Origin of the sequence: Hwanghaeella sp., assembly GCF_965227365.1 — a bacterium.
Classification (GTDB): Bacteria; Pseudomonadota; Alphaproteobacteria; order UBA8366; family Aestuariispiraceae; genus Hwanghaeella.
In genome coordinates, this window is record NZ_OZ245754.1 from 1,987,309 (window position 1) to 2,011,801 (window position 24,493).

Sequence of the window (24,493 nt, forward strand, 5' to 3'; positions counted from 1 at the left end):
CCTCATCCCGGGGCGTCAGCGCCGCAGCTGGCGGCGCCTGACAAGCAGGAGCACGCCGATGGCCGCCGCGGCCAGTGGTGCACTGGCAGGCAGCGGCACGGCTTGGACGGCGTTGAAACTAACGTCGGGGAACTCGCCGAACCCGCTGACGTCGAAGGGGTCGCTGAACTCGAAACCGATGATTTCCGCGAAGCCGACCGCCGTCGCCACGATATCGAGCTGATACGAAATCTCGAATATCTGGGTCGGTTGGATGATTCCGAGGTCGACCGTCTCGAAATTCACGGGGATCTCGATTTCAAACGGACTGTTGGTCCGAATGCCGAGATCGGAACCGAAGGTCGAGAGGGTGTTCCGGACGCCGAACACCGGATCGGATACGGCCTCATAGTCGAAGAAGGACTGATAGACCGGTATGCCGTCCATGCTTATCGTCAAGGTTAAGTCGATGGCAGAGCCCTCATCCGCGATCATGAAGAACCGGCCGCCGTCGATGATGAAGTTGAGTTCGGCCTGCTGTGCCTTCCCGGTGGTGTTCTGAAAGTCGTTTTTGGTGATGACAGCTTGGCCGTGCAATTCTCCGACCGCGCCCGAACTGCCGGAAAGACCCAGGTTGCCGAATTCGCCGATGGAAGTCCGGCCTGAAAATAGGCCGTTGGGATCTTGGATTTGGGCCAAAATCGCCCGATCGATCGGACCGACCGTATCGTCGCCCCTGTCACCGGCTTCGGTTTCGTCAGCGTTGAAGGCGTCGTCCGGCGTCGGGTCGAACCCCACGAAGGCGTTCTGAACGGTGAGGGCGTAGGCCGGTGCGGCGAGGGCGGCCAAGCCGAACGTCGCTGCAAGGGCGATCCGGATGAATGTCGTGCGCACGTTGATCTCCTGAAAGATTGAAGAGGAGGACGGGTGGCCCTCCGACCTTGCTGAGATTTCAGCGTGTGCCCTTCGCGTGCGCTATGACATTTTCGTTTGGACTATCCGTTTTTAGCGAATTTCTTTCCGGTAAGGGGCGAACTCATCCCAAATCCCGCGGATGCTGGGTTTCCGTATTGCCGTCGACGGCGATGATCTGTCCTGAGATGCGTTTGCCGCGGTCTGAGCAGAGGTAGACAACCATGTCGGCGATTTCCTCGGCATCGACGAAACAGGCCATGGAGGTGCCCAATGTGTACATCGCGCGCACATGATCCTCTGAAACGCCTTCCGCCTTGGCATGGGCGGCGACGACCCGGTCCATCCGGTCGCCGTTGACAGAACCCGGCGCGATGGCGTTGACGCGGATATTGTCCCGACCGAGTTCCATCGCCCAGGTCTTGGTCAGGCCGACCACCGCGAATTTCACCGCCGTATAGGGGCTGCGGTTCGGGAAGCCGAACAGGCCTGCGGTCGATGTCAGGTTAACGATCGCGCCGGACTTCTGTTTTTTCATCACCGGCACGACACGGCGCACGCAATAGAATTGGGAGTCGAGACCGACGGCCAGGCATGATCGCCAGCCTTCGTCATCGATGTCCTCGACCGCGGCGGTCGGTCCGGCTGTTCCGGCATTGTTGACCAGGATGTCGATGCCGTCTGCGACGATGGGGGCAAGCCAGGCATCGATTTCCGCCGAGTTGGCGACATCAACCCGAGCTCCGATGATCCCGTCGGGAAGGTTCGCCAGCGAGTCCTCGTTCACGTCGCAGACGAAGACTTGCGCCCCGTCCGCCTGCAGTGCCTTGGCGGTCGCCAATCCGATTCCGGACGCACCCGCCGTGATCACCGCCCGTTTTCCCGAAAGATCCGTATCCATTACCTCACCTGCGCCGAAAGCCCCTGGATTACCCCTGCCCGCACGCTACATGACAGCGGGGCGGGAAGGCGATGCAATTTCATTGACCCTTCGGTCAGGAAACATGTTCCGCCGAGGCCATTGCAATTCGGAAGCCTTCCTGCCAAATGTCTCTCGTTCTCAGGGCGGGGTGAAATTCCCCACCGGCGGTAAGCAGACAAATTCGAGAAGTTTGGCCTGCAAGCCCGCGAGCGCCTTTCGTCTATCAAGGGTGGAAGGGTCAAGCAGATCAGGTGAGATGCCTGAGCCGACGGTCATAGTCCGGATGAAAGAGAACATGCGCCCCGCCTGCTTCGGCAGCCGTCGGGCTGTCATGTGATCGCTTTGGGTAACGTGTCCCTGGTTTTTGGAGATCGCATGTTTACAGGCATCATCACTGATATCGGCAGCGTCAAATCCGTGGAACAGCGCGGCGATACGCGTTTCATGATCCGCACCCTCTACGATGCGGACACCATTGATCTGGGTGCCTCGATTTGTTGCTCCGGCGCATGCCTCACCGTGATCGACAAGGGCCGGGATGGCGACGCCTTCTGGTTCGCGGTGGATGCTAGCGCGGAGACCCTGTCGAAAACCACCTTGGGCGATTGGCAATCGGAAACACCGATCAATCTGGAACGCGCCCTGAAAGTCGGTGACGAATTGGGCGGCCATATCGTCAGCGGGCATGTGGACGGCGTGGGGGCGGTCGTCGAGAGTTACCCGGAAGGCGACAGCGTGCGCTGGGTTTTTGAAGTACCCGACCCGATCGCGCCATTCGTGGCGCCGAAAGGGTCGATCGCGGTCAACGGCGTCTCGTTGACCGTCAACGAAGTTGAAGGCAACCGTTTCGGCGTGAATATCATCCCGCATACCGCGGATCATACGACATTCGGAACACTGAAGGTCGGCGACAAGGTTAACCTTGAGGTGGACCCGCTCGCCCGATATGTTGCGCGCCTTCTAGAATTGAAAGGTTAGGGTTTTGGCCGATACGCGACCTCTCGCTACCGCGTCCAAGCAGGATGTCCGCCGTGCGGTGGAGGACCTGAGCTTTCTGTCGTCCATCGAGGAAATCATCGATGACGCCAGGAACGGACGAATGTTCATTCTGGTCGATGATGAAGACCGGGAGAACGAGGGCGATCTCATTATTCCGGCCCAGATGACGACGCCTGAAGCGATCAACTTCATGGCGAAGTTCGGCCGCGGACTGATCTGTCTGGCGCTTACGCCGAAGCGGATCAAGGAGCTTGGCCTGGAACTGATGCCGCAGTCGAATGCCAGCCGGTTCCAAACCGCCTTTACCGTCTCCATCGAGGCGAAGGAAGGCGTTACAACCGGCATTTCCGCACCTGACCGGGCCCGCACGGTTGCCGTTGCGATCGACCCCGCAAAAGGGGCGGACGATATCGTGACCCCGGGTCATATCTTTCCCTTGAGTGCGCGGGAGGGCGGCGTGCTGGTCCGAACCGGGCATACGGAAGCGGCCGTCGACATCTCCCGCCTGGCCGGGTTGAACCCGTCGGGCGTTATCTGCGAGATCATGAACGATGACGGCACCATGGCGCGGCTGCCGGAACTGATTGCCTTCGCGCAACTTCATGGCCTGAAGATCGGCGCGATCAACGACCTGATCGCCTATCGCCGTCGCAACGACACGCTTGTCGAACGCGTCGCGACGCACGGTTTCAAGTCCGAATACGGCGGCGATTTCACCTGCCATGTCTATCGCAACATCATTACCGGCGGCGAGCATGTCGCGCTGGTTAAAGGCAATGTCTCCGGCGAAGACCCGGTCCTGGTCAGGATGCATGCGGTCAGTGTCCTGGAAGACATGTTGGGCGACACGGAACGCGGGCGGAACGGACAATTGCAGCGCGCTATGGCTCAGATCGGCGAGGCGGGCGCGGGTGTCGTCGTCCTGATAAGGGAACCGTCTTCGACCGCCGTTTCCGATTTGGTGAAGCGATTGGCCGGCGATGAAGACCACAAGCCGGAAAGCGGCGCCGCGAACGAGTTGCGCGATTACGGGGTCGGCGCTCAAATCCTGTTGGATCTCGGCATCCGTGAAATGCGGCTGCTTTCCAATACCGAACGAACCGTGATCGGGCTGGACGGATACGGCCTCAGTATCGTCGAACGGGTCCCTATTTCCGAGGAATGATGAAAATGAACAAACCGGACGACGCCAAGCCGCCGCATATCATGATCGTGGAGGCCCGTTTTTACGACGATATCGCGGACGCCGCCATGGAAGGGGTCACCAGCGCCCTGGATGAGGTGGGCGCGACCTATGAACGCTTTCAGGTCGCCGGCGCCTTCGAAATCCCGGCGGCGATATCGCATGCCCTTATCCAACAGGATCTGTACGATATACACCGGTTCGACGGCTATATCGCGCTAGGTTGCGTGATCCGCGGTGAGACCACCCATTACGACATCATTTCCGAAGAAAGTGCGCGCGGGCTGATGGATCTATCCATCGAATTCGGGCTGGCATTGGGCAACGGTATCCTGACCGTGGAAAACCGCGAACAGGCCATGGACCGCGCGATGAAAAGCCGGAAGGACAAGGGGGGCGAGGCCGCGCGCGCCTGTCTCGGCATGATCGCACATAAGCGCGCCTTCCAGCTCTTCCCGCGTGAAGAAGTGAATGGCGGGGCGGGGCGCTCCTGATGACCGGGGAAACTGCTAAATCTGGCAAAGCCGGCCACGTTCCGGCGGGACGCCGTAAACGCAGCGCGGCGCGTTTGGCCGCCGTGCAGGCCCTGTACGAAATGGAATTGTCGGGCCGTTCGGCCGATGTCGTGATCACGGCGATGAAGGATCGCGGCGTTACGGATATCGAGGATGAGCACGACATTCCCGTCGATGTGAAGTATTTCGAAGGCGTCGTGTCCGGCGTCAACGCCAATACCGATCGTTTGGATCGCATGATCGATGATTGCCTTGGTACGGGCCGTTCGGTTGCGCGGATGGAAGCAGTCCTGCGCGGCATCGTCCGGGCGGGCGCGTTGGAACTGATTTCCCGCGGAGATCTCGACCCGCCGATCCTGATTTCGGAATACGTGCACATCGCCCATGCCTTTTTCGGCGGCGGCGAGCCGGGCATCGTCAATGGCTGCCTGGACAAACTGTCGAAGACCTATCGCGAGGGCGCATTGGCCGAGGCGGCCGAGGAGGCACGCGCCGCCTTGTTGCGGGAAACCGGTGCGGACGCCTTGCTCGCGGACGTGGTTGATGATGTCCCCGATGATATCGAAACCGATGACGGTGAGCGGTGAATTCCAACGGATCGCGCGGTTTTTCGCGCCATTGGCCGCAGGCTGCGACGGCGCGGATGGCCTGACCGACGATGCGGCCTCCCTGACTGTTCCCGTTGGTCAGGACCTGATCGTCAGTACCGACACGATCGTTGAGAAGACCCACTATCTAGGACATGAGAAGCCGGAGGCGATCGCCTCCAAACTGCTGCGGGTAACCCTCTCCGATCTCGCCTCGAAAGGGGCGGTCCCGGCTTGGTATACGATGAACCTGGCCCTTCCGGGCAGGATCGACGACGCTTGGCTTGAGGCGTTTTGTGCCGGGCTGGCAGCCGACCAGGACAGATACGGCGTTGCTTTGGCCGGCGGCGATACGGTCAAGACCGACGGCCCGGTCGTCCTGACGCTTACCGGTTTCGGATTGGCCCCTGCGGGCAAGGTGCTACGCCGTAGAGGCGCGAAGCCCGGTGACCTGCTCTATGTCACAGGCACGATCGGCGACGGCGCCCTGGGACTGGAATGCGCGCGCGGCGGATTTTTGGAACTCGATTGGAGTGCCAGGAATTTCCTGATCGGCAGGTATGAAAGGCCCGAACCGCCGGTGGGGCTGGGCGCGGCCCTCATCGGCATCGCTGACGCCGCCATGGATGTATCCGACGGGCTGATCGGTGATTTGATGCATATGGCTGAAGCATCCGACGTTCGGGCGGTCGTCCAGGCAACCGCGGTCCCGGTGTCCGACGCCGCCGCTGAAATCCTGTCGGAATGCCCCGACAGGCTGACGACGGTGCTGAGCGGTGGAGACGATTACCAGATCCTTGCCGCTGTTCCGCCCGAGAAGGAAGAGGCCGTGCGGTCTGCCGCGAAGGAAGCAGGCGTTGCCGTTGCCTGCATCGGTGAATTCATGGAAGGGAAGGGTGTCTCGGTCCAGGATGCCGACGGACAGGACATCCCAATCGCGCAGCCCGGTTACAGTCACAGCTAATAGGGGTTGCCCTGCCGGCGGCGAGGAACTCTGCGCTTAGTGTATCCGGACGATTTCGGCGGATGGCGCTTTATTGGCGTTTTCCAATGTTTGTATTGCGAGCGCGATGTTGCCCAACAGGATTTCCAAAAGCCGTTTATCGATATCGCGGCTATCCGCCTTACCGGCGACGAAGGCGATGTAATGCCCGTTGTCGGGCCCCGTCTCATGGGCGATCAGCCTGTCCCCGGCTTGATAAACGCCGTCGTGGTTCAGGGCTTTACGGATATCATCTGACAAATCTGAGGGGAGGTCTGTTAGCGATACGGCGCTCTCAAGCGTGAGGTACGCGCCCGAAACGCCCATAATATCGACAACGCCGTCGTCGCTGACATGGGCAAGAAGGGCGTCACGTTCCGTTTGTTCTTTATCTTCAGTTGCCGGATGGAGCAGGGTGCATATCTGTTCAATCGTTCGGGATTTCAGATCCTCAAGGCTGCGATGGGTGAACAGTTCGACCGAGGCGTCGACGAGGCGTTCCAACCTTCTCTTATCTTCCTCCGTCGTCAGGATGTCGCGGTACGAGCGCAAGGCCGTATACATCACGGTATTCAGCTTCTGCGTCGTCAGTTCGGATTTTTCCCGATAGTCGTTTATATCGTACTCGGCGATGACACGGCGTTCGGGGGCATGGCCGGGATTGCCGGTTCGCAGGACGATACGCATCGCCGTATTGCCAAGGACTGTCCGGATGTAGCGCACTAAATCCAGGCCTGCGCCGTCGGATTCCATGACGACATCCAGCAACAGCATGGCGATGTCGGGGTTTTCTTCCAGGATGCTCCGGGCTTCCTTGGCCGAATAGGCGTGAAGCTGCAGGATCCCTCGATTGTCCAACCGAAAGTCGGACAATGCGATCTTCGTTATTGCATGAATATCCGGCTCATCATCTACGACGAGGATTTTCCATGGCGTTGCCTCCGGTTCTTCCGGCGCGCGGCGCATGAGCGGCGAAGCGAAAATCAGGGTATCCGACATAACAGCTACTGTATCCTGGATTGTTAGGAATACTTCAGCAAAGGCGGTACCAGTTTTTTATCGCGGTGATTGTTAATAAAACCACAAATACCGGCGAAAACTGCGCGCAATAATCACAATTAACCACATAATCGGTAAAAGTGTTTGCATTTTGCGATTTGTTCTGCGATCCGCCGTCGGAAATGGGCCCTTCGTTCCGGATCACACGGGACCATGGGATGAATCCAAAGTTTACTTGCCTTCGCGCGGCCTTTGGTGTGCGAGCGGAATGATCGATGATGATTTCGGCAAGCCGATAATCGCGATCGTGAGTTCCTACACGCAATTCGTTCCGAGCCACCCGCGCGTTGCGTCGCGATGCGGCGGAGTAGAAAGCGTACTTCCCTGAATCCGAAAACAAGGACGGGGCGCTCTGAAGGCGCCCCGTTCCCTTCTTGCGGACCCGTCAGCTCAGCTGTCGAAACGGCGAGCGGCCGGGCGGTCGGCGATGGTAACGCTGTCGCCTTCCCGGGCGATGAGGTAAATGCTGCCGCGCTTGCCGGGTAGGCCGAACTGGACCTTTTCGCCGTCTGATAGCGCCATTACCAAGCGCCCGGGCGCGTCATGACTGGTCTTGCCCAGATAGGTCGCGACAAGAACGTAGTCGCCGGTCTCGTTTTCGGTGAAATAGACGGACATGTCGACATCATTGCCATGCAAGGTGGCGCCGGTTGCCGGTTTGTCGAGGCGAACCTCATCGGCCCAGGCGGCAGTCACAGGAAGACTTGCGAGAATCGGAAGGGCTGCAATTGCAGCGGCAGCAAGGGAGGATTTCGAAAACACGGTCATTTTATACTCCAAGGCAAGTTTCGCTCAATAAAGACGGGCAATGTTTATCCTATTTCCTCAATGAGACGAGTATATTGTGCGACGCACTAGAAATTCAATGGTAATTGTGCGCCGCAGCATAAATTTTGGAAGGCCGATGCAAGCCTGTGAAAATCGCGGTTATTACCTTCCTATTCCGCATCCCAATCCGGTGCGAAGCCCGGGTTCACGAACCTTTTGTTTTTTGGAAGCGCCGCGATGGCCGCACGGTCTTCCTCGTCAAGCACGACGTCCATTGCCCTCAGGTTGGCTTTCTGGTTTTCCCGGCTGGCCGCTTTTGGGATGGCGATCACGCCGTCCTGATCCAACAGCCAGGCCAGCGCAATCTGTGCCCCGTCCACGCCCTGCTTCCGGCCGATGGCCGACAGGACCGGATCTTCCGAAGTCGTTCCCTTGGCAACGGGGGAATAGGCGGTCAGGGCGATGCCCCGGGGCTGCATGTAGCCGAGCAATGTATCCTGTGACAGAAAGGGGTGATACTCCACCTGATTCACCGCGATCGGGGCGCAGACCTCTTCAACCGCTTTTCGCAGCAGAACTTGCGGGAAATTGCAGACGCCGATGGCGCGGGTCAGGCCGCTTTCTTTCAAGTCGATCAGTACTTCCAAGGTCGCGGCCAGGTCCATGTCCGGTGTCGGCCAATGGACGAGAAACAGATCGACATGATCCAGACCAAGCTTGGTCAGGCTTGTATCGAACGAGCGTCGGACCGCGTCGGGTGCCAAACTGTCATGCCAGACCTTGGTTGTGACGAAGATGTCCTTCCGTGCGATGCCGGAAGCGGCGATGCCGGCGCCGACGGCGTCCTCATTCGCATACATGGCGGCGGTGTCGATATGCCGATAGCCGGCGTCGATTGCGCGTTCCACCGCTTTCTGGGCTAACGCCCCCTCCATTCCGAACGTGCCTAGTCCCAAACGGGGAATGGCGACACCCTGCGTCGTTAGAGTCTTCAAGGTAATCCTCCTGGTTGGTCGTGTGGTCATAATCGACCCTTTGGTCCGGCCGTGGGGATGACTGTGCCACATGACATGCTGACATGGGAGCCGGCGCAAAATTGTTCATTTCAGCGACAGGTTCTGGGGAAACGAAATGAGGTCAACATGCCGATTACGTACTATATTGCCGGCAGTCACTGAATGCTCGCAGAGGCTCGGAAATACGTGGTGGCGCTTCATTCCCTTCTGTTGGGTATCGCCTTGTCGACGGTCTTACTCTTCGCCGGTGTGTCGGCACTTGCGCAATCGGATATGCTCGATCAATGCGCCGATGCGGGCCTTTCCCATGATGCACCGGCGGCGGCCTGTTCAGATAAGTGGCTGGCCATCTCCGTGCGCGGTTGGGCCGAAATGGCCGCAGGATTGTTCGATGCCGCGCGCTCCGATTTCTACAAGGTGGGGCGTTTTGAAAGCGAGGCGGCCAAGATCGAGAGTAGTCTGGGCTTGGGCGCTCTGGCCTGGGAGTTCGAGAGTTTTGCTCTGGCGCGGCAGTTGGCCTCCGATGTGTTGGAAATGAATCCGGTACATGCGCAAGCGCTCTATTTACACGGTGTGGCAAGCGGAGCGATTGGAGATTTCGAGACGGCCATGGCGGATGCCGGCAAGTTAATCGCGTTGGCGCCGAATGATCCGGTTGGACATGCGTTGATGGGGCTTTTCTACCACAACCGGGCGGTTCAATTCGGCGCGGATGACGATTTTGAGGCAGCACTCACCAGCTACGAAAAGGCGCTGGGTCTCGGTGGAAAACCGAACGCTGGCCTGCTGCGCCGATACAGTTGGCTGTTATCAACCGGGCCGGACGAAATACGCGATACCGAACTGGCGTTGGTAATCGCCCAACAGGCGTTCAAGGAGCAGGCGCGAGTCTCCACCGTTCCCAGACATGCCGCCCTATTTCATCACACATTGGCGGTGGCGTTAGCATCCAATGGAAGGACTCGCGAAGCGGAGATCCAACTGGAGGCCGCTATCGAGAGGTTCCCCGGCGCGCGCAGTCGTTTTCAGAAGGCGCTGAAAGGCGCTGGATTCTTGGATAAGGAGACGCCTGCCACGCTGTACGAATTGCTGGGCGCGATACATGCCTGCCTCGAAGTGAAATGCGGAGCCCTGAACGTGCCGTTGATTTACAAGACGCTTTAGTCCTGCCAAGCGCAATCAGGCGGACAACTGCTTTTCGTAAGCCCAGATTGCCGGCGTGCCGCCGGTATGCACGAAGCAGACGGACTGCCCTTTCTTGTAGGCACCTTTACGGATGGCGTGGATCAGTCCCGCAAGCGTCTTGCCGCTATAGACCGGATCGACGAGCAGGCCCTCGAGGCGCGCAGCGAGTTGGATCGCTTCCTTCACTTCCTTGCCGAACTTGCCGTAGCCGGGCGCCAATACGGCGTCCGTGAGGTCGACATCGGACTTCGCGACCTTCTTGCCGCAATAGAGCATGTCGAATACTTCCTGCGTCCGCTTGGCGACGCGTTCGGTCTGCTGTTTGGCATCCCGGCGCACGCAAACGCCGAGTACGGGCATGGAACTGCCGATCAGGCGTAGGCCGGCCAGCAGACCAGCATGGGTGGCCGCGCTGCCGGACGGCACGACGATCGCGTCCAGTTGAACCTTTGCGTCGCGGGCATTGTCCAGGATCTCTTGCGCGCAGTCGATATAGCCGAGCGCACCGAGCGGCTTATGATCCGGGCCCAGATGGATGACATAGGGCGACTTGCCCTCCTTGCGCAGTTTCGCCGCGCGCTTTTCCAGGGCGGCGTCGGCGCCGGCTTCGTCTTCGCCCTTCGGATAGGTATGGATCTTGGCGCCCAGAATCTTGTCCAACAGTACGTTGCCGGAATTCTTGTAATGGTCGTCAGTGGATTTAACGCGATCCTCGTGCTGGATTTCGCAGTCCATGCCGAGCTTGGCGGCGGCTGCCGCGGTCATGCGCAGGAAGTTCGATTGGACCGCGCCGGTGATCAGGACGGTATCGCAATTCTTCACGCGCGCCTCGCCGAAATAGTATTCCAGCTGACGGGCCTTGTTTCCGCCCATGGCGAGGCCTGTGCAATCGTCGCGTTTGACGAAAATTTTCGGGCCGTCGAGATGGCGGGTCAGGTTTGGCAGGTATTCGAAGGGCGTCGGGCCGTGTGTTAGTTTGACGGCCGGAAAGTCTGTCACAAAGGACGAGCGATTGGGCATCTCAAATACTCCAGTCCTGCCGCGGGGTCGGCGGCGGGTATGAACAATGATCGCGATAAATCGGCGGGGAGGGGCCTGTCAGAGCGGCGTTATTGTAATCCGACGCCGCGTGGCCGGTCTCAATCCCCATTAGGGGCGGTCGTTTAGGCCAATTTTCTCACGAGGGCAACAGGCGAAAGCCTGCGTTGTCCCAAGGCAGGATTGCGCTAAGGTCATGGCTTGACCCGAAAGGCAATGCGAGATGGAAAGTGCAATCCTTCCGGAATTCGGAAGTCTGGGATCGTTTGTCATCTTTCTATGCGGCATCGCGAGCCACTATTTCGGCCGCTATCTGGCGTGGCTTGGACAGGGGCAGTGGCTGCTTTGGGCTAATATGGTCGTAGGTCTCGCTGTTTCCCTGCTCTCTGTTGCGAATGGCCTCTTCATGCTTCCCGATTGGGCTTTCCTGTCCATTCTGGAGGAAGGTCTGTCGTTCAATGGGAAGGAAATGATCGCATCTGTTCTGATCGCGTTTTGGCCGATCGGCAGTATCTGGCTGGGCGGGTATTGGAGCATTCAGCATCTCCGGCGCCTGCGATACCGCAAGACCGTGCCGTTGGACAATCCGAAGTAAAGTCAGCCCCCGAAAGGGTCAGGCGGCGTTCAGCCAAAGCGTTCTGTCCGGTATGGCGGGGCGAAAATAGGCGATCATTCGTCCGTCCGGGCCGGCTGTCGCCGTATTTGCCCAAGGCGCCATACCGTGCAGCGCGTGACGATGGGCGAGATAAACCTCTCCCGGCCTTGCATGGAGTGTGATGCGTCGGCAGGTATCGAAAACGTGGCGCCGGATGCGTTGATACCCTTCGGTAATGTCGACCTCCCCCCATTGCGCGACGGGAACCGCAGAAAAAGTCTCGCGGAACCAGTTTCGGACAATTAGATGCGATCCCTCCCAGAGGGCGAAGGGCGCTGCATCGGTTGAAAAATCAACCATCGGAATGCCCAGAATAAACGCATGATATTCCTTGAGCCGCCGGCGTCGGTCCGGCCCTTCGCGCAACAACCCATCGACATGCGCCGCATCGCGCTTCACGCGGAAATTGAAAACCGCGTCGGACTCACCTGCCATGCGTTTCGGGTAACCGGGAAAGCAGACGGAGACTTGGGCGCGGTCCCATGGCAGCGTCATGCCAATCTCAGGAAGGTTCAGGGCCGACCGGATGAAGTCGACGGCTTGACCGGAGAGCGGCGGTCCGCCCGGTACCGCACCAGTGCCGTCATTAGGGAGTGCGTTGACCCCGGCAAACCAAGTGTCCTGATAGCGATACCATGACGCGAAGGCTGGGTCGGTCATTGTTGCGCGGGCATGGGGCAGGGCGCCGCCGACCCATTCGGCCAAGGCTTTGTCGAAAGGAAAGCGGCACCAGCCCTTTACCTCAAATGACTGTTTTTGCTCGTCGTAATCAGTCATGGCGTTGATCGCGTTCCTCGCCGTGCGTGCCTGGGCGGTGACGAGCCTCGGGGTAGCCTCTCTGCCGTCCGGTGGTCGGTCAGCATGTCTCAGTCGGAAACCTCATGCTGCAGCCATTCGACGAAGCGCGCAATTTTCCGAACGCGGCGCCGTTCCGGCAGGCAAAGGACACTATAGGAGAAACCGGGTAGGTGGGTTTCCGGCCGGAAGGGGGCGAGCAACCCCCTGGAGCATAGGTCGGATGCGAGAATTTGGCTGAGGAGAGCCAGACCCTGGCCGGCAAGGGCGCACTGGACGACGTGATGTTCCTGATCAAGGCGCCGGCTGCCGGGCTTGGCGTGGATGCCGGACGCCGTGAGCCAGGCTTCGGTCGTTACCGGCGACAGCCCGGAATGACGCCAACGTGTGCTCAAGATCGTTGCCTCGTCCAACTGCCCCTTGATCCGGGCAAGATAGTCGGGTGTGCCATAAAGCCCGAACTGCTCTCTCGGCAGGGTTTTGTGGACGAGCGGACCGTCTTCGGCGCCATAACGGATGGCCAGATCGACGCGTCGGTCCCGCGTCAGGTCCACGACATCTGTCCCGGTATCAAGGCGCAGGGATATGCCGGGATTCGCGTTCTGAAAGGCTTCCAGTCTGGGAACCAACCACAGTGCGGCAAAGGCGGGTGTCGTCGTGACCGTCAATTCGTGCTCAGTCGCGCGCAACTCCCGCACGGCATCCTGGATCTCGGTAAAGGCGACGGCGAGCCGATCCGCCAATTGTTGGCCGCTCTCCGTCAGGTGCACCGCCCGGGGCGACCGTCGGAACAGTTGCACCTCAAACGCCTCCTCAAGGCCTCTGACGTGGTGCGAGACCGCTGTGGGCGTAACCGACAATTCCTCGGCCGCCGCCTTGAAGCTGCCGTGGCGGGCAGCGGCCTCGAAAGCCCGAAGAGAGGCGAGGGACGGTAAGGTTTGGAGCATGGTTCACTCTGCAGAAAACTAAACCAATTCGGCATAACATGGTCTATTTTAGGCAATATACATGAGTTAAACTTATTTATAAATTAGAACTTCTCCTTTGTCGGTGTAGCGGTTGGTGCCCTTATTGGGCTTGTCCGAAGAGACCAACCAACACGGATAGGAGAAATGGAATGACCACACTCTTGCACATTGATGCGAGCGCCCGGCCGGGTCGGTCGGACGAAACCCGTTTCGGGTCCCACAGCAGACGCCTCAGTGCCCTATTTGTTGATGCATGGCGCGCGGCCCGTCCCGCCGATCCGGTGATTTACCGTGATGTCGGGCAGTCCCCGCCTGCGCCGGTCACAGGGGCATGGATACACGCCGCTTTCACGCCGGTGGACCAACGGGAGAACTGGATGACCGAGACGCTTGCGGAGAGCGACGTGCTTGTCGATGAATTGTTGGGCGCGGATGTCATCGTCGTCGGTGTGCCGATGTATAACTTCGGAGTTCCCGCGCAGTTCAAAGCCTATATCGACAATATCGTAAGGGTCGGGCGGACTTTCGGTTTCGACCTAAGCCGTGACGGCGATCCTTACTGGCCCTTGATCAGCCCGGGAAAAAAACTGGTCATCCTATCGTCCCGTGGCGACTTCGGGTATGAGCCGGGACAGCGGCTTGAGCACATGAACCATGTGGAACCGGGAATCCGCACACCTTTCGCCTATATCGGCATTACCGAGACCTATTCCGTCGCTGTCGAATATGACGAATTCGGAGATGGACGCTTGCAGGCTTCCCTGAAATCGGCGGAGGACGCAATTCCGGCGCTGGTTGCTCAACTGACCAAGGCATCGGTGGCGGCTTGAACGTGTCATGATCCTCGGAGGAAGGCGCCCGACTGACCCTGTGCTGGGCTGGCGTGGTGGAACGGTTCCCATAATCTCGCCGCTGTTCCCTTCCTTCCTCACGAGGTCATTCCATGCCTTTCAACGGATGGTCGCCTGATCGCCACTGCTGATCGCTGAAGAATTGTGGGGCGCGCAAGGGGTGGCGCAACCGATCCGCTTGGCAAAGCGTTCATCCAGCACGAACCGGCACCAACCGACCTTGGCGAAGGCGGCTGCACGGTCGTGCGGTGAAGACGTTGGAAATGCGTTCGAAACGGCCTCCAATGCCCATGTTTCGGATTGCGTCTTGCCTGGGTTTGCCTAACCTCACCGCGTTTCAAACCGTTCAGCAAAGGATCTTTCGATGCGTATCGCAGTTGGTGGATTTCAACATGAAACCAATACCTTCGCGCCGGTGAAGGCGGATTTCGCCGCTTTCGAGCGCGCCGATGCCTGGCCGCGTCTGGTGGTCGGCGAAGAACTGTGGGACGAGATCGATGGCGTCCATATCCCGATCGCCGGCGCCGCCTGCGTGTTTCGGTGTGCGGGCGCCGAAATGGTGCCGCTCAGCTGGGCTTCCGCCACGCCGAGCGCGCATGTAACCGAAGATGCGTATGAGCGGATCACCGGTCTGCTGCTGGACGAATTGCGCGCGGCATTGCCGGTCGACGCTGTTTATCTGGACCTGCACGGCGCCATGGTCTGTGAACATTTTCAGGACGGGGAGGGCGAGTTGCTGCGGCGAGTGCGCGAGGTTGTCGGCCCCGATATGCCTATCGCCATCAGCCTGGATCTACACGCCAATGTGACGCCGGAAATGGTGGAGCACAGTGATCTCATCGATATCTACCGCAACTATCCGCACACCGACATGGCCGAAACGGGGGCGCGTGCCGCACGCCATCTTCTGACCATGCTGGGGACCGGCAAGAAGCCGGCAAAGGCATTCCGTCAGGCGGATTTCCTGATTCCCCTGCAATGGGGCTGCACTTTCCACGATCCGGCCAAAACGCTTTACGGCAAGAACCTGCTTCAGGTTCTGGAGACGGGTATCACCTCCATCTCCTTCGCTTGCGGCTTTCCGCTGGCCGATATCCATCATTGCGGACCGTCGGTCGTCGCCTATGCGGAAGACCAGGGGACGGCGGATGAGGCCGCGGATGCGATGATCGCCTCCGTCCAGGCTGCCGAGGCCGATTTTGCGGGCAAGATCTATCAGCCGGATGAGGCGGTGCGCCTCGGCCATAACGCCGACGACGACCGCCCGCTGGTCGTTGCCGACAGCCAGGACAATCCGGGCGGCGGCGGTCCGGGCGATACGACCGGTATGCTTCGCGCCCTGCTGGCGGCCGGTCGGCAGGACAGCCTCATCGGTGTCTTCACCGATCCCGCGACTGCGGACAAGGCCCACGAAGTGGGTGTCGGAGGCATCTTCGATGCGCGGATCGGCGGCAAATTGTTTCCTGGCGACGAACCGGTCGAAGTGGAAGCGAAGGTGATCTCGTTGGGCGACGGTGTGTTCAAGGGGACAGGGCCTATGTGGGGCGGCGCCAATTTCCAAATGGGCAAAATGGCCCTGTTGGATTGCAACGGCGTTCATGTCGCGGTCATGTCCAATTCCATGCAGGCGGGCGATCAGTCAATGTTCCGGCACTTGGGCGCCGAACCGTCGGATTATGATCTCGTTATCGTCAAAAGCTCGGTCCATTTCCGGGCGGACTTCCAACCTATCGCGCGGGACGTCTGGGTCGCCGCCGCGCCGGGCCCGGTCTATGCGGATCCGGGGGCGCTGAGTTTCTTCAACCTGCGCAACGGAGTCGCCACGAGGCCCCGGGCGTAGCAAACTAGGCTACCAACCGGAGAGGGGAAGGGTTGCCTTTGGAACGATGGTCTTCCGATCGATTGGCGCTCTGGGCGGCCGCGGGAACCGGGTTCCAGGTCGGCGCGGCAATCATCGCCAGCCGTTATGCGCTTACGGAAACCACCCCTGCGGCCCTTGCCTTGATGCGGTATGTCGTCGGCTTTCTCTGCCTCGCACCGGTGGCGTGGCGGTTAGGGCTCGTCCGGTTCGCCTGGCGCGACGTGGGGCCGATCGCGGTGTTGGGAGTCGGGCAATTCGGTATCCTGGTCGCATTGCTGAATGCCAGTCTGCTATTCATCCCTGCCGCCCCCGCCGCATTGCTGTTTTCCACCTTTCCCTTCATGACGATGCTGCTCGCGGCCATGCTGGGACGGGAAGGCTTGAGTTGGGCGAAGACGTTGGGGGTCGGACTGACCGTGGCCGGTGTCGGCTTCACACTCGGCATCGACGTGCTGCGTTTTGGTGCCGGGCATGAGGGCGAAGTATGGATTGGCGTTCTGCTGGCCCTAGCCAGTGCTTTTACCGGTGCGCTGTGTTCGGTTTTCTATCGCCCCTATCTACAGCGCTATCCCACCGTCCAGGTCAGCGCCTTCGCCATGCTGGCCTCGGTCCTGTTTCTCACCGTGCCTGCCTTTGCGGAAGGCTTTTTTGCCGGTCCGCCCGATATCAGCGCGGCTGGGTGGGCTGCCATTCTTTTCATCGGTATCAGCAGCGCGATCGGTTATTTCCTCTGGCTGTATGCGTTGCGCCGCGCCGCGCCGACGCGGGTGACCATCTTTCTCGCCCTCAGCCCGGCGACGGCCGCCGTCATCGGGGTGATTCTGCTGGACGAAGAATTCGGTCCTGGATTGGCTGCCGGAATTGCGTTCGTAGCGCTTGGACTGTGGGTAATGGCCAGGGCGAAAGAGGGCGAATTACACGGACGCGGTAGTTAGGGATGTCGAAATTTAGAATTCAATAATATAGGTTAACATTATTGACCCTTATGTAAAAAGCCGGTCATGCCGTGCATGGACTTTTGCGATCCATTCGCATTAGGTTCCCTTCACCGTACCGGGGGGGTACGGGGGCATGGGCGGCAATTTATCGGCCTGACTCGGGTTTCCTGGACCCCTGTCGCCGTGCCGCCCATGCCGCTTGTTTCCTGTGTAGAAGGACTTCAATCCTCGTCCGGATCGCCTTCGCGGTCGGGAAGATGGCTGTCGAGTTTCAGCCAGGGCAGGCGGCTTTCGGTCCAAATGTTCATCTCGGCGGCGAATTCCGACGGATCGTCCAACGTTGCCAGCGTGACGTCGATGGTGTCCGGAAATTTCGAGGACCAGAAACTGATCGGTGAATGACAGGTAGGGCAGTAGCCGCGCTCCGCCTCGGCGGAAGACTTGTAGACCTCAAGCGGTACGCCCAGCATTTCCAATTCATCATTCGGCACGGTGAACCACGTGACGGCCACGGCGCCGGCCGCCCGTCGGCACATGCTGCAATGGCAATGGGCGATCTCGCCGGTGAAAGGATAGGGTACCCGGTACCGCACGGCGCCGCAGAGGCAATGTCCGGTCCGTGACGCGCTGGAAGCTGTGTTCACGGCGGTTCCTCTCGGATCAATTGAGACGACACCAGACCGGCGTATGGTCGCTGGGCTTCTCCTTGCCGCGCGGGGTCTTGTCGATCTCGCATTCCTCCAGCCGATCAGCAGCCTGGGGCGACAGCAGGAAGTGGTCGATGCGCAGGCCCTCGTCCTTCTGCCAACGGCCCTGGACATAGTCCCAGTAGGAATACTGATGCGCGGCGTTCGGATGCAGGGCCTTCCAGGCCTCGGTCAGGCCTAGATTGAGCAGGGTGCGGAACTTGGCTCGGCTTTCCGGTTTGCACAAAGCATCGTCCTGCCATTTGTCGGGATCATAGACGTCGTCGTCGGTCGGCACGATGTTGTAATCGCCGCCCAACACAATGGGCTGTTCCGTCGGCAGCAGGGTATCGCGCACATGGGCGGCGAGGCGATCCATCCAGGCCAGTTTGTAAGGAAATTTCGGGCCGTCCACCGGGTTGCCGTTCGGCAGGTAGATGGACGCGACGCGGATACCCTGCACGGTGCCTTCGATATAGCGGGCGTGATCATCGGTATCGTCGCCGGGCAAACCGCGCTTCACATCCTCGATCGGGTGCTTGGAAAGGATCGCGACCCCGTTATAGGTCTTCTGCCCCTCGACCGCGGCTTCGTAGCCCAGTCCCTTGAACTCCATCGCGGGAAAGGCGCTTTCCTCGCATTTCAATTCCTGCAGCAGCGCGACGTCCGGCTGCGCGTCCTGAAGCCATTCCAAAACGCGGTCCAGCCGCGCCTTGACCGAATTGACGTTAAAAGTGGCGATCTTCATGAACACTGCTCCGGAAAACAAAAAGGGCCCGCCGACTGGCAGGCCCGATCATAGAGACGCGTCGTGGAAAGCTAAACCGCGAAAGACGTTCCGCAGCCGCAGGAGGAGGCGGCGTTCGGATTGTTGATCGCGAAATAGGCGCCGACCAACTCGTCCTTATAGTCGACTTCGGAGCCCGCCAGCAGGTTCATCGACATTTCGTCGGTCACGACCTTCACACCGTCCCGCTCGAAGGTGAGGTCGTCAGGCGTCACCTTGTCGTCGAAGGTAAACCCGTACTGAAAGCCGGAGCAGCCGCCGCCCGAGACGGTGACGCGCAGCATCAGGTCCTTGCCGCCTTCCGCTTCGATCATCGCGTTCAGGCGCTTCGCCGCCGCTTCGGTGATATGCAGCACGCGCTCATCGGCGGTCATTTCGGTCGCAAAGGGATCGGCACTCATCGTACTCATACTCTCAATTCCAGAAGAATCATCAACTAGGACCGCACAGGTCCTCTATACAGAATGTTATGTAGGCAGTCGTGCTTCGCTGTCAATTGCGCCGCCGGAAAGGCTTTCATGCAATATGCAATGGGTGGGGCATGGTTTCGAATGCCTCTCGGTTGCGCCAAATCGCACAAAAGGTTACGTCAGCGGCTATGACCCAGCCAAATGCACCAGTTTCGAATGCGTCCGACCGCGCGCCCTTTGCCACCCTGTGGGAGGAGAGCAGGGGCCGTCTCTACCCTGAAGCGCCGTCTGCGACACGGACGCCGTTTCAACGCGACCGCGACCGGATCATCCATTGCGCTGCCTTTCGGCGGCTGATGCATAAGACCCAGGTCTTCGTGGCGCCGGAAATCGACCATGTGCGCACTAGGCTGACCCATTCGCTGGAAGTATCCCAGATCGCGCGATCGATGGCGCGGACCTTCCGCCTGGATGAGGATCTGACGGAGGTCCTGGCGCTGTCCCATGATCTGGGGCATCCGCCCTTCGGCCATTCGGGGGAGGATGCGCTGGATGACGTGATGGACCCCTATGGCGGGTATGACCACAACGATCAGTCGCTGCGCGTCGTCACGCTTCTGGAAAAGCGGTATCCCGATTTCGAGGGCTTGAACCTCACTTGGGAAACGCTCGAGGGCTTGGTCAAGCATAACGGGCCGTTGCTGGGCGACAGCAAGCGCGCGGTGAAGACCGAAGCGGAACTGCCGCCCACCATCCGGGCCTACAACAAGCGTCATGACCTGGCCCTCTCCGCCCATGCGGGGCTGGAGGCGCAGATGGCCGCCATCGCCGACGATGTGGCCTATAACCACCACGACATGGATGACGGGCTGCGATCGGGTCTGTTCAGTATCGCAGAGGTTTCCGACGCGGTTCCGCATGTGGGGGCGGTCTTTGCCCAGGTTCACAACGATCACGGGGAGATCGATCGGCGGGTGGCTATATCCGAAGCCGTTCGCCGCCTGATCGGAGAGATGGTTGCCGATATCGGCCGCGAAACGCGGTCTCGTCTGGAAGATGTGAAGCCGAAAACCGTTCAGGATGTCCGTGATGCGGGTCATACGATGGTTGCCTTTTCCGAGGCGATGGGGAAGAAGGAGGCCACTCTGAAATCCTTCCTTTTCGAGCGCATGTATCGCAATGAGCGGGTCAATGAGGCGCGTGCCGCCGGCAAGGCCACCGTGCGCGGATTGTTCATGATTTTCATGAACGATCCCGGGCAGATGCCGAAGGAATGGAGTGTCGGGGTGGAGAATATGGACGCGCCGCAGCGCGCGCGGGTCATCGCCGACTATATCGCCGGCATGACCGACCGCTATGCGCGGCGGGAATGGAAGCGTATCGGCGGCGTCCTGTAATCAGCATTCGGGTCGGATAGGACCCTTGTAGAACGAGGCATAGATGAGCGTATTCAAGGAACTGCTCGCCGACCTGTCGGTCGCGTTGAGCGGATTGGTTGCGGATGGAGTTCTTCCCGCTGACGCGGCGCTGGACCGTGCGGGGATCGAGCCGCCGCGTGACCCGTCGCATGGCGACGCGGCAACCAATGCGGCCATGGTACTGGCCAAGCCGGCGGGGCTGAAGCCGCGCGATCTGGCTGAGAAGATTGCCGACAAGCTGCTTGCCTCACCCCGGATCGCAAGCGCTGAAATCGCCGGGCCCGGCTTTATCAACCTGCGCCTGAAGGACAGCGTCTGGCAGGATGAGATCCGCACTATTCTGAAACAAGGCACGGCCTATGGTTCGACCGATATCGGCAAGGGCCAGAAGGTGAATGTCGAATATGTCTCCGCCAACCCGACCGGACCGCTTCATATCGGGCATGCCCGCGGCACGGTGATCGGTGACGCGTTGTCTTCGCTGCTGGCCAAGGCCGGGTTCGATGTCGCGCGGGAGTATTACATCAACGATGCCGGCACCCAGGTGGATACGCTCGGCCGGTCCAGCTTCCTGCGGTATCGCGAGGCGCTGGGCGAGGATATCGGTGAAATCCCGGAGGGGATGTATCCGGGCGAATACCTAAAATCCGTCGGCGAGAAACTGAAGCAGGATCATGGCGACAAGCTGTTGGCACTGCCTGAGGAGGAGTGGCTGCCGATCACACGGCAGACGGCCGTCGACGGCATGATGGACCTGATCCGTGAGGATCTGGCCGCGCTCGGCGTGCATCACGACGTCTTCACCTCCGAACGGGCGCTGGTCGAAGCGGGCAAGGTTGACGAGGTCCTGTCCGTGCTCGAAGGGCGTGATCTGATCTACACCGGGGTGCTGGAGCCGCCGAAGGGCAAGAAGCCCGAGGATTGGGAGCCGCGGCCGCAGCGCCTGTTCCGGGCCACCGATTTCGGTGACGACGTCGACCGGCCGCTGAAGAAGTCCGACGGCAGTTGGACGTATTTCGCCTCCGATATCGCGAACCATCTGGACAAGTACCAGCGCGGTTTCAACACGCAGATCGATATCTGGGGCGCCGACCATGGCGGTTATGTGAAGCGGATGAAGGCGGCCGTAAAGGCCATCACCGCGGACGAGGCGGAACTGGACGTGAAGCTGTGCCAGATCGTTCGTCTGATGGACAAGGGCGAGCCGGTGAAGATGTCCAAGCGGTCGGGGTCCTTCGTCACCCTGCGCGATCTGGTCGATGCGGTCGGCAAGGACGTCGTGCGCTTCTACCTGCTGACCCGGAAAAACGATGCGCAGATGGATTTCGACCTGACGGCGGTGACCGAGCAGTCCCGCGACAACCCGGTCTTCTATGTCCACTACGCTCATGCCCGCTGTCATTCGGTCATGAAGATGGCGAATGAGGCCTTTCCGGCGGTCGATTTCTCCGATGGCGCCGTTGCGGGTACTGACTTGTCGCTGCTGTCGGAAGAGGGCGAGGTTGCCTTGATGCGAATGCTCGCCGAATGGCCGCGCACGATCGAAGCAGCGGCGCTGTCGCACGAGCCGCATCGGCTGGCCTATTACCTCTACGACCTGGCCGCGGCGTTCCATGCCCTGTGGACAAAAGGCCGCGAGGATACCCTGCTGCGCTTCGTTGTGCCGGGAGACGAATCGCGTACGATGGCCAGGATGGCGTTGGTGGGCGCTGTGCGGACGGTGATTGCGTCCGGCCTGGACGTATTCGGCGTGGAGCCGAGGGCAGAACTGCACTGAAGCAGTCGCGTGTAAAGGCTGAGGCAAATCCCGATCGGCGCATGCCGCCTGACGGCCACAATGCGGCCCCGGAATTGGGGTTACCCTGGATAGTGGTGGAGTTAGGCCGGTGACTTCGGAACTGGATGCGTTGGAAAAGGAACTCGCCGATCTGGAAGACGGCGGGAAGGGCGGCGGTTCGTCCAAGCGAAAGCTGGGGACGGCGCCGCTTGTCGTGGCGGTGCTCGCGGTCTGTGCGTTGGGCGGACTTGTCTACTACGCCTATGACCAGGGCATCCGGGAAGGCACCGAAGTCGCGGCGCCGTTGCTGGCGCCGGAAGGCCCAGCAAAGGTGAAGCCGGAGGACCCAGGCGGTCTTGCCGTGCCGCACCGGGACAAGACCGTCTATGACGTGGTTCAGGGCGGGGCCTCGAACGGATCTCAGGAACAGGTAGAGACGCTTCTTCCACCGCCGGAAGAGCCGATGGTGCCGCCCGCGACGCAACCGGCCGTGCAGGGCGGCGCGCCGGCGGGTGAGCCGGTGGTGACGGCGACCAACAAACTGAACGAGACGGAAAAACCCAGCGTGCCGCAGATCTCCGCCCCGCCCTTGCCGGCGGAAGGACTTGCGGCGCCGGAAGCGCCCGCGACGCTGAGCGAGCAGACGGAAGAAAAGATCGAAGCAGCGCAAGAGCAGGCGAGCCAGGACGCGGCCAGCGCAGCGAAACTGGCCGAGACCGATACGGTGGCGACCATCACCCCGCCGCCGGCCGAGCCAAAGCCCGAACCTGTTGCGGAACCGCCCGCGCCCCAGCCGACCGCCGAGGCCGCGCCTGAACCCAAGGCGGTGGCGGCTCTGACCGATGGGGCCTTGTCGGAAAAATGGCGCGTCCAGGTCGGCGCGGTCCGCAGTCAGGATGCGGCCGAAAAGGAATGGGCAAGAATTGTCGGAAAAAACAAGGATTTGCTTGGGGACCTTACCTTGCAGGTTCAAGAAGTCGACGTGACCGGCAAGGGGACTTTTTTCCGGATTCGTGGCGGTCCGATGGCCGATAAGGCTGCCGCCGAAAGCCTGTGCGGTAAGCTGAAGGCCGGCAATATTCCCTGCATTCCCGTCCGACCCGGCGCCTAGACCGGGGTTTGATCCCGCGCTTTCCCTGCTACCGATGCTCGAATGGCGGGGCTTGCGGTGCGAATTCGTCCGGTCGGTCACCGGGCAGGCTTGCTAGCGGCGCGCCGGGGCGGTAAGTCGGGCTGACCATGAGCGACGAATCGACCAGCCCCACGCCCGTCCAGGAAGACGGATTCGAAAGCGCGTCCCCGGACTATGCCTTGTCGGACGACGCCTTGGTGCTGGCCTTGGACGGGTTTGAAGGGCCGATCGACCTTCTGCTGACCTTGAGTCGCGAACATAAGATCGACATTACGAAAATCTCCATCCTCGCGCTGGCGGAACAATATCTGGCCTTCATCAATCGGGCGCGGGAGTTGAAGCTGGAAATCGCCGCTGATTATCTGGTGATGGCGGCGTGGCTCGCCTATCTGAAATCACGGCTTCTGCTACCCGTACAAGGGGATGATGAGGACGGCGAAGATCCGGCGGAGCTGGCCGCGCGTCTTGCCTTCCAGCTGCAACGGCTGGAGGCCATGCAGAATGTCGCGCAAGTCCTTTTGGATCGGCCGCGTCTGGGGCAGGATTTCTTCGCGCGCGGGATGCCGGAAAAGGTTAAGGTCAACACAACAACAACTTGGAATGTAACGCTTTTCGATTTGTTGCGTGCCTACGGGAATGTCAAGCGACGGTCTGACAGCTCGACCCTTCGTATTACGCCCACCGCGCTCTATTCGATGGATCAGGCGGTGCAACGCTTGCGCGCCATACTCGGTAATATTCCCGAATGGTCGACACTGGAACAGTATCTTCCGCCGGATTTGGGGGATCCCCTGGTGCGTCGCTCGGCCATGGCCGCGACCTTCGCGGCGACCTTGGAACTGGTGCGGGAGGGGCTGCTCGACGTCCAGCAGAGCAGCGTGTTCGCCCCGATCATGATCCGCAAGGCGCCGATGCGGCGGCTGCCGGAAGGCGGTTTCGCGGCCGATGCGGCGAATGACGCCGATGGGGAAGGTCCCGTCATCGACAACGACGATGACTTGGACGATTTAGACGATCTGGACGAGTTAGACGACTTGGACGACGAGCCTGCGCTCAAGGATGAGGACTGA

At 60.3% G+C, this 24,493-nt stretch carries 25 protein-coding genes and 1 riboswitch; of the genes, 14 read left to right on the forward strand and 11 right to left on the reverse strand.

Annotated features, from left to right (window positions below):
* Window positions 1-15: 15 nt before the first annotated feature.
* Window positions 16-873 carry a hypothetical protein gene (locus ACQK2G_RS09060; protein WP_425404704.1) on the reverse strand — a complete coding sequence of 286 codons (858 nt, stop codon included), beginning with the start codon at window positions 871-873 and terminating at the stop codon, window positions 16-18.
* Window positions 874-1,015: 142 nt separating this feature from the next.
* Window positions 1,016-1,792, reverse strand: coding sequence for an SDR family oxidoreductase (locus ACQK2G_RS09065; RefSeq protein WP_425404705.1), 777 nt, complete (start codon window positions 1,790-1,792; stop codon window positions 1,016-1,018).
* Window positions 1,793-1,943: 151 nt separating this feature from the next.
* A riboswitch (FMN riboswitch) is annotated at window positions 1,944-2,112 on the forward strand.
* Between the two features lie 76 nt (window positions 2,113-2,188).
* Here ACQK2G_RS09065 and ACQK2G_RS09070 point away from each other — a divergent pair.
* From ACQK2G_RS09070 to thiL, 5 genes are read left to right on the forward strand one after another with little or no spacing between them, the layout of a single operon-like run.
* Window positions 2,189-2,791, forward strand: coding sequence for a riboflavin synthase (locus tag ACQK2G_RS09070; protein WP_425404706.1), 603 nt, complete (start codon window positions 2,189-2,191; stop codon window positions 2,789-2,791).
* A 58-nt stretch (window positions 2,792-2,849) separates the two neighbouring features.
* Entirely contained in the window at window positions 2,850-3,977 is a 1,128-nt protein-coding gene (ribB, locus tag ACQK2G_RS09075) for a 3,4-dihydroxy-2-butanone-4-phosphate synthase (protein WP_425407633.1), read from the forward strand.
* 5 nt (window positions 3,978-3,982) lie between these two features.
* A complete protein-coding gene (gene ribH / locus ACQK2G_RS09080) occupies window positions 3,983-4,489 on the forward strand; it encodes a 6,7-dimethyl-8-ribityllumazine synthase (protein ID WP_425404707.1) in 507 nt (168 codons plus the stop codon).
* A complete protein-coding gene (nusB, locus tag ACQK2G_RS09085; RefSeq protein WP_425404708.1) occupies window positions 4,489-5,097 on the forward strand; it encodes a transcription antitermination factor NusB in 609 nt (202 codons plus the stop codon). The genes ribH and nusB overlap by 1 nt, the downstream gene beginning before the upstream one ends.
* On the forward strand, window positions 5,054-6,061 hold the full coding sequence (thiL, locus tag ACQK2G_RS09090) for a thiamine-phosphate kinase (protein ID WP_425404709.1): 1,008 nt from the start codon (window positions 5,054-5,056) through the stop codon (window positions 6,059-6,061). Before nusB ends, thiL begins: the two co-directional genes overlap by 44 nt.
* A 36-nt stretch (window positions 6,062-6,097) precedes the next feature.
* Here the strand turns inward: thiL and ACQK2G_RS09095 are convergent, their stop codons facing one another.
* The 3 genes from ACQK2G_RS09095 to ACQK2G_RS09105 form a co-directional block, all read right to left on the reverse strand.
* Window positions 6,098-7,078: a DUF3369 domain-containing protein gene (locus ACQK2G_RS09095; RefSeq protein WP_425404710.1), complete on the reverse strand. Its 981-nt coding sequence runs from the start codon at window positions 7,076-7,078 to the stop codon at window positions 6,098-6,100.
* Window positions 7,079-7,528: 450 nt separating this feature from the next.
* Entirely contained in the window at window positions 7,529-7,906 is a 378-nt protein-coding gene (locus tag ACQK2G_RS09100) for a hypothetical protein (RefSeq protein WP_425404711.1), read from the reverse strand.
* Between the two features lie 170 nt (window positions 7,907-8,076).
* The gene (locus ACQK2G_RS09105; protein ID WP_425404712.1) at window positions 8,077-8,901 is read right to left on the reverse strand and encodes an aldo/keto reductase; all 825 of its coding nucleotides are present in this window, start codon (window positions 8,899-8,901) and stop codon (window positions 8,077-8,079) included.
* A gap of 183 nt (window positions 8,902-9,084) precedes the next feature.
* Between ACQK2G_RS09105 and ACQK2G_RS09110 the strand changes: the two genes are divergently transcribed.
* Window positions 9,085-10,086 (forward strand): tetratricopeptide repeat protein, encoded by a 1,002-nt coding sequence (locus ACQK2G_RS09110; protein WP_425404713.1) that lies wholly within the window; start codon window positions 9,085-9,087, stop codon window positions 10,084-10,086.
* A 15-nt stretch (window positions 10,087-10,101) separates the two neighbouring features.
* On the opposite strand, the gene ACQK2G_RS09115 is transcribed toward ACQK2G_RS09110, so the two are convergent.
* On the reverse strand, window positions 10,102-11,127 hold the full coding sequence (locus ACQK2G_RS09115) for a D-cysteine desulfhydrase family protein (protein ID WP_425404714.1): 1,026 nt from the start codon (window positions 11,125-11,127) through the stop codon (window positions 10,102-10,104).
* A gap of 241 nt (window positions 11,128-11,368) precedes the next feature.
* Between ACQK2G_RS09115 and ACQK2G_RS09120 the strand changes: the two genes are divergently transcribed.
* Window positions 11,369-11,740: a hypothetical protein gene (locus ACQK2G_RS09120; RefSeq protein WP_425404715.1), complete on the forward strand. Its 372-nt coding sequence runs from the start codon at window positions 11,369-11,371 to the stop codon at window positions 11,738-11,740.
* Window positions 11,741-11,758: 18 nt separating this feature from the next.
* Here ACQK2G_RS09120 and ACQK2G_RS09125 read toward each other — a convergent pair whose 3' ends face one another.
* Window positions 11,759-12,577 carry a hypothetical protein gene (locus tag ACQK2G_RS09125; RefSeq protein ID WP_425404716.1) on the reverse strand — a complete coding sequence of 273 codons (819 nt, stop codon included), beginning with the start codon at window positions 12,575-12,577 and terminating at the stop codon, window positions 11,759-11,761.
* An 89-nt stretch (window positions 12,578-12,666) separates the two neighbouring features.
* Complete coding sequence (locus ACQK2G_RS09130) at window positions 12,667-13,542, reverse strand: LysR substrate-binding domain-containing protein (RefSeq protein ID WP_425404717.1); 876 nt, start codon at window positions 13,540-13,542, stop codon at window positions 12,667-12,669.
* A 170-nt stretch (window positions 13,543-13,712) separates the two neighbouring features.
* Here ACQK2G_RS09130 and ACQK2G_RS09135 point away from each other — a divergent pair, with 170 nt between their 5' ends.
* The 3 genes from ACQK2G_RS09135 to ACQK2G_RS09145 all read left to right on the forward strand — a co-directional run bounded on the left by ACQK2G_RS09135 (window position 13,713) and on the right by ACQK2G_RS09145 (window position 17,210).
* Window positions 13,713-14,393: an FMN-dependent NADH-azoreductase gene (locus ACQK2G_RS09135; protein WP_425404718.1), complete on the forward strand. Its 681-nt coding sequence runs from the start codon at window positions 13,713-13,715 to the stop codon at window positions 14,391-14,393.
* Between the two features lie 385 nt (window positions 14,394-14,778).
* Window positions 14,779-16,254: a M81 family metallopeptidase gene (locus tag ACQK2G_RS09140; protein WP_425404719.1), complete on the forward strand. Its 1,476-nt coding sequence runs from the start codon at window positions 14,779-14,781 to the stop codon at window positions 16,252-16,254.
* 38 nt (window positions 16,255-16,292) lie between these two features.
* Window positions 16,293-17,210, forward strand: coding sequence for a DMT family transporter (locus tag ACQK2G_RS09145; RefSeq protein ID WP_425404720.1), 918 nt, complete (start codon window positions 16,293-16,295; stop codon window positions 17,208-17,210).
* A gap of 224 nt (window positions 17,211-17,434) precedes the next feature.
* Here ACQK2G_RS09145 and ACQK2G_RS09150 read toward each other — a convergent pair whose 3' ends face one another.
* The 3 genes from ACQK2G_RS09150 to erpA form a co-directional block, all read right to left on the reverse strand.
* Window positions 17,435-17,857: a GFA family protein gene (locus ACQK2G_RS09150; protein WP_425404721.1), complete on the reverse strand. Its 423-nt coding sequence runs from the start codon at window positions 17,855-17,857 to the stop codon at window positions 17,435-17,437.
* 16 nt (window positions 17,858-17,873) lie between these two features.
* The gene (locus tag ACQK2G_RS09155) at window positions 17,874-18,647 is read right to left on the reverse strand and encodes an exodeoxyribonuclease III (RefSeq protein WP_425404722.1); all 774 of its coding nucleotides are present in this window, start codon (window positions 18,645-18,647) and stop codon (window positions 17,874-17,876) included.
* 71 nt (window positions 18,648-18,718) lie between these two features.
* Entirely contained in the window at window positions 18,719-19,096 is a 378-nt protein-coding gene (gene erpA / locus ACQK2G_RS09160) for an iron-sulfur cluster insertion protein ErpA (RefSeq protein WP_425404723.1), read from the reverse strand.
* A gap of 188 nt (window positions 19,097-19,284) precedes the next feature.
* Here erpA and ACQK2G_RS09165 point away from each other — a divergent pair, with 188 nt between their 5' ends.
* The 4 genes from ACQK2G_RS09165 (at window position 19,285) to ACQK2G_RS09180 (ending at window position 24,493) form a co-directional block, all read left to right on the forward strand.
* Entirely contained in the window at window positions 19,285-20,493 is a 1,209-nt protein-coding gene (locus ACQK2G_RS09165; RefSeq protein ID WP_425404724.1) for a deoxyguanosinetriphosphate triphosphohydrolase, read from the forward strand.
* A 43-nt stretch (window positions 20,494-20,536) separates the two neighbouring features.
* Window positions 20,537-22,291: an arginine--tRNA ligase gene (argS, locus tag ACQK2G_RS09170; RefSeq protein WP_425404725.1), complete on the forward strand. Its 1,755-nt coding sequence runs from the start codon at window positions 20,537-20,539 to the stop codon at window positions 22,289-22,291.
* Window positions 22,292-22,400: 109 nt separating this feature from the next.
* Window positions 22,401-23,402: an SPOR domain-containing protein gene (locus ACQK2G_RS09175; protein ID WP_425404726.1), complete on the forward strand. Its 1,002-nt coding sequence runs from the start codon at window positions 22,401-22,403 to the stop codon at window positions 23,400-23,402.
* Between the two features lie 128 nt (window positions 23,403-23,530).
* Entirely contained in the window at window positions 23,531-24,493 is a 963-nt protein-coding gene (locus tag ACQK2G_RS09180; RefSeq protein ID WP_425404727.1) for a segregation and condensation protein A, read from the forward strand.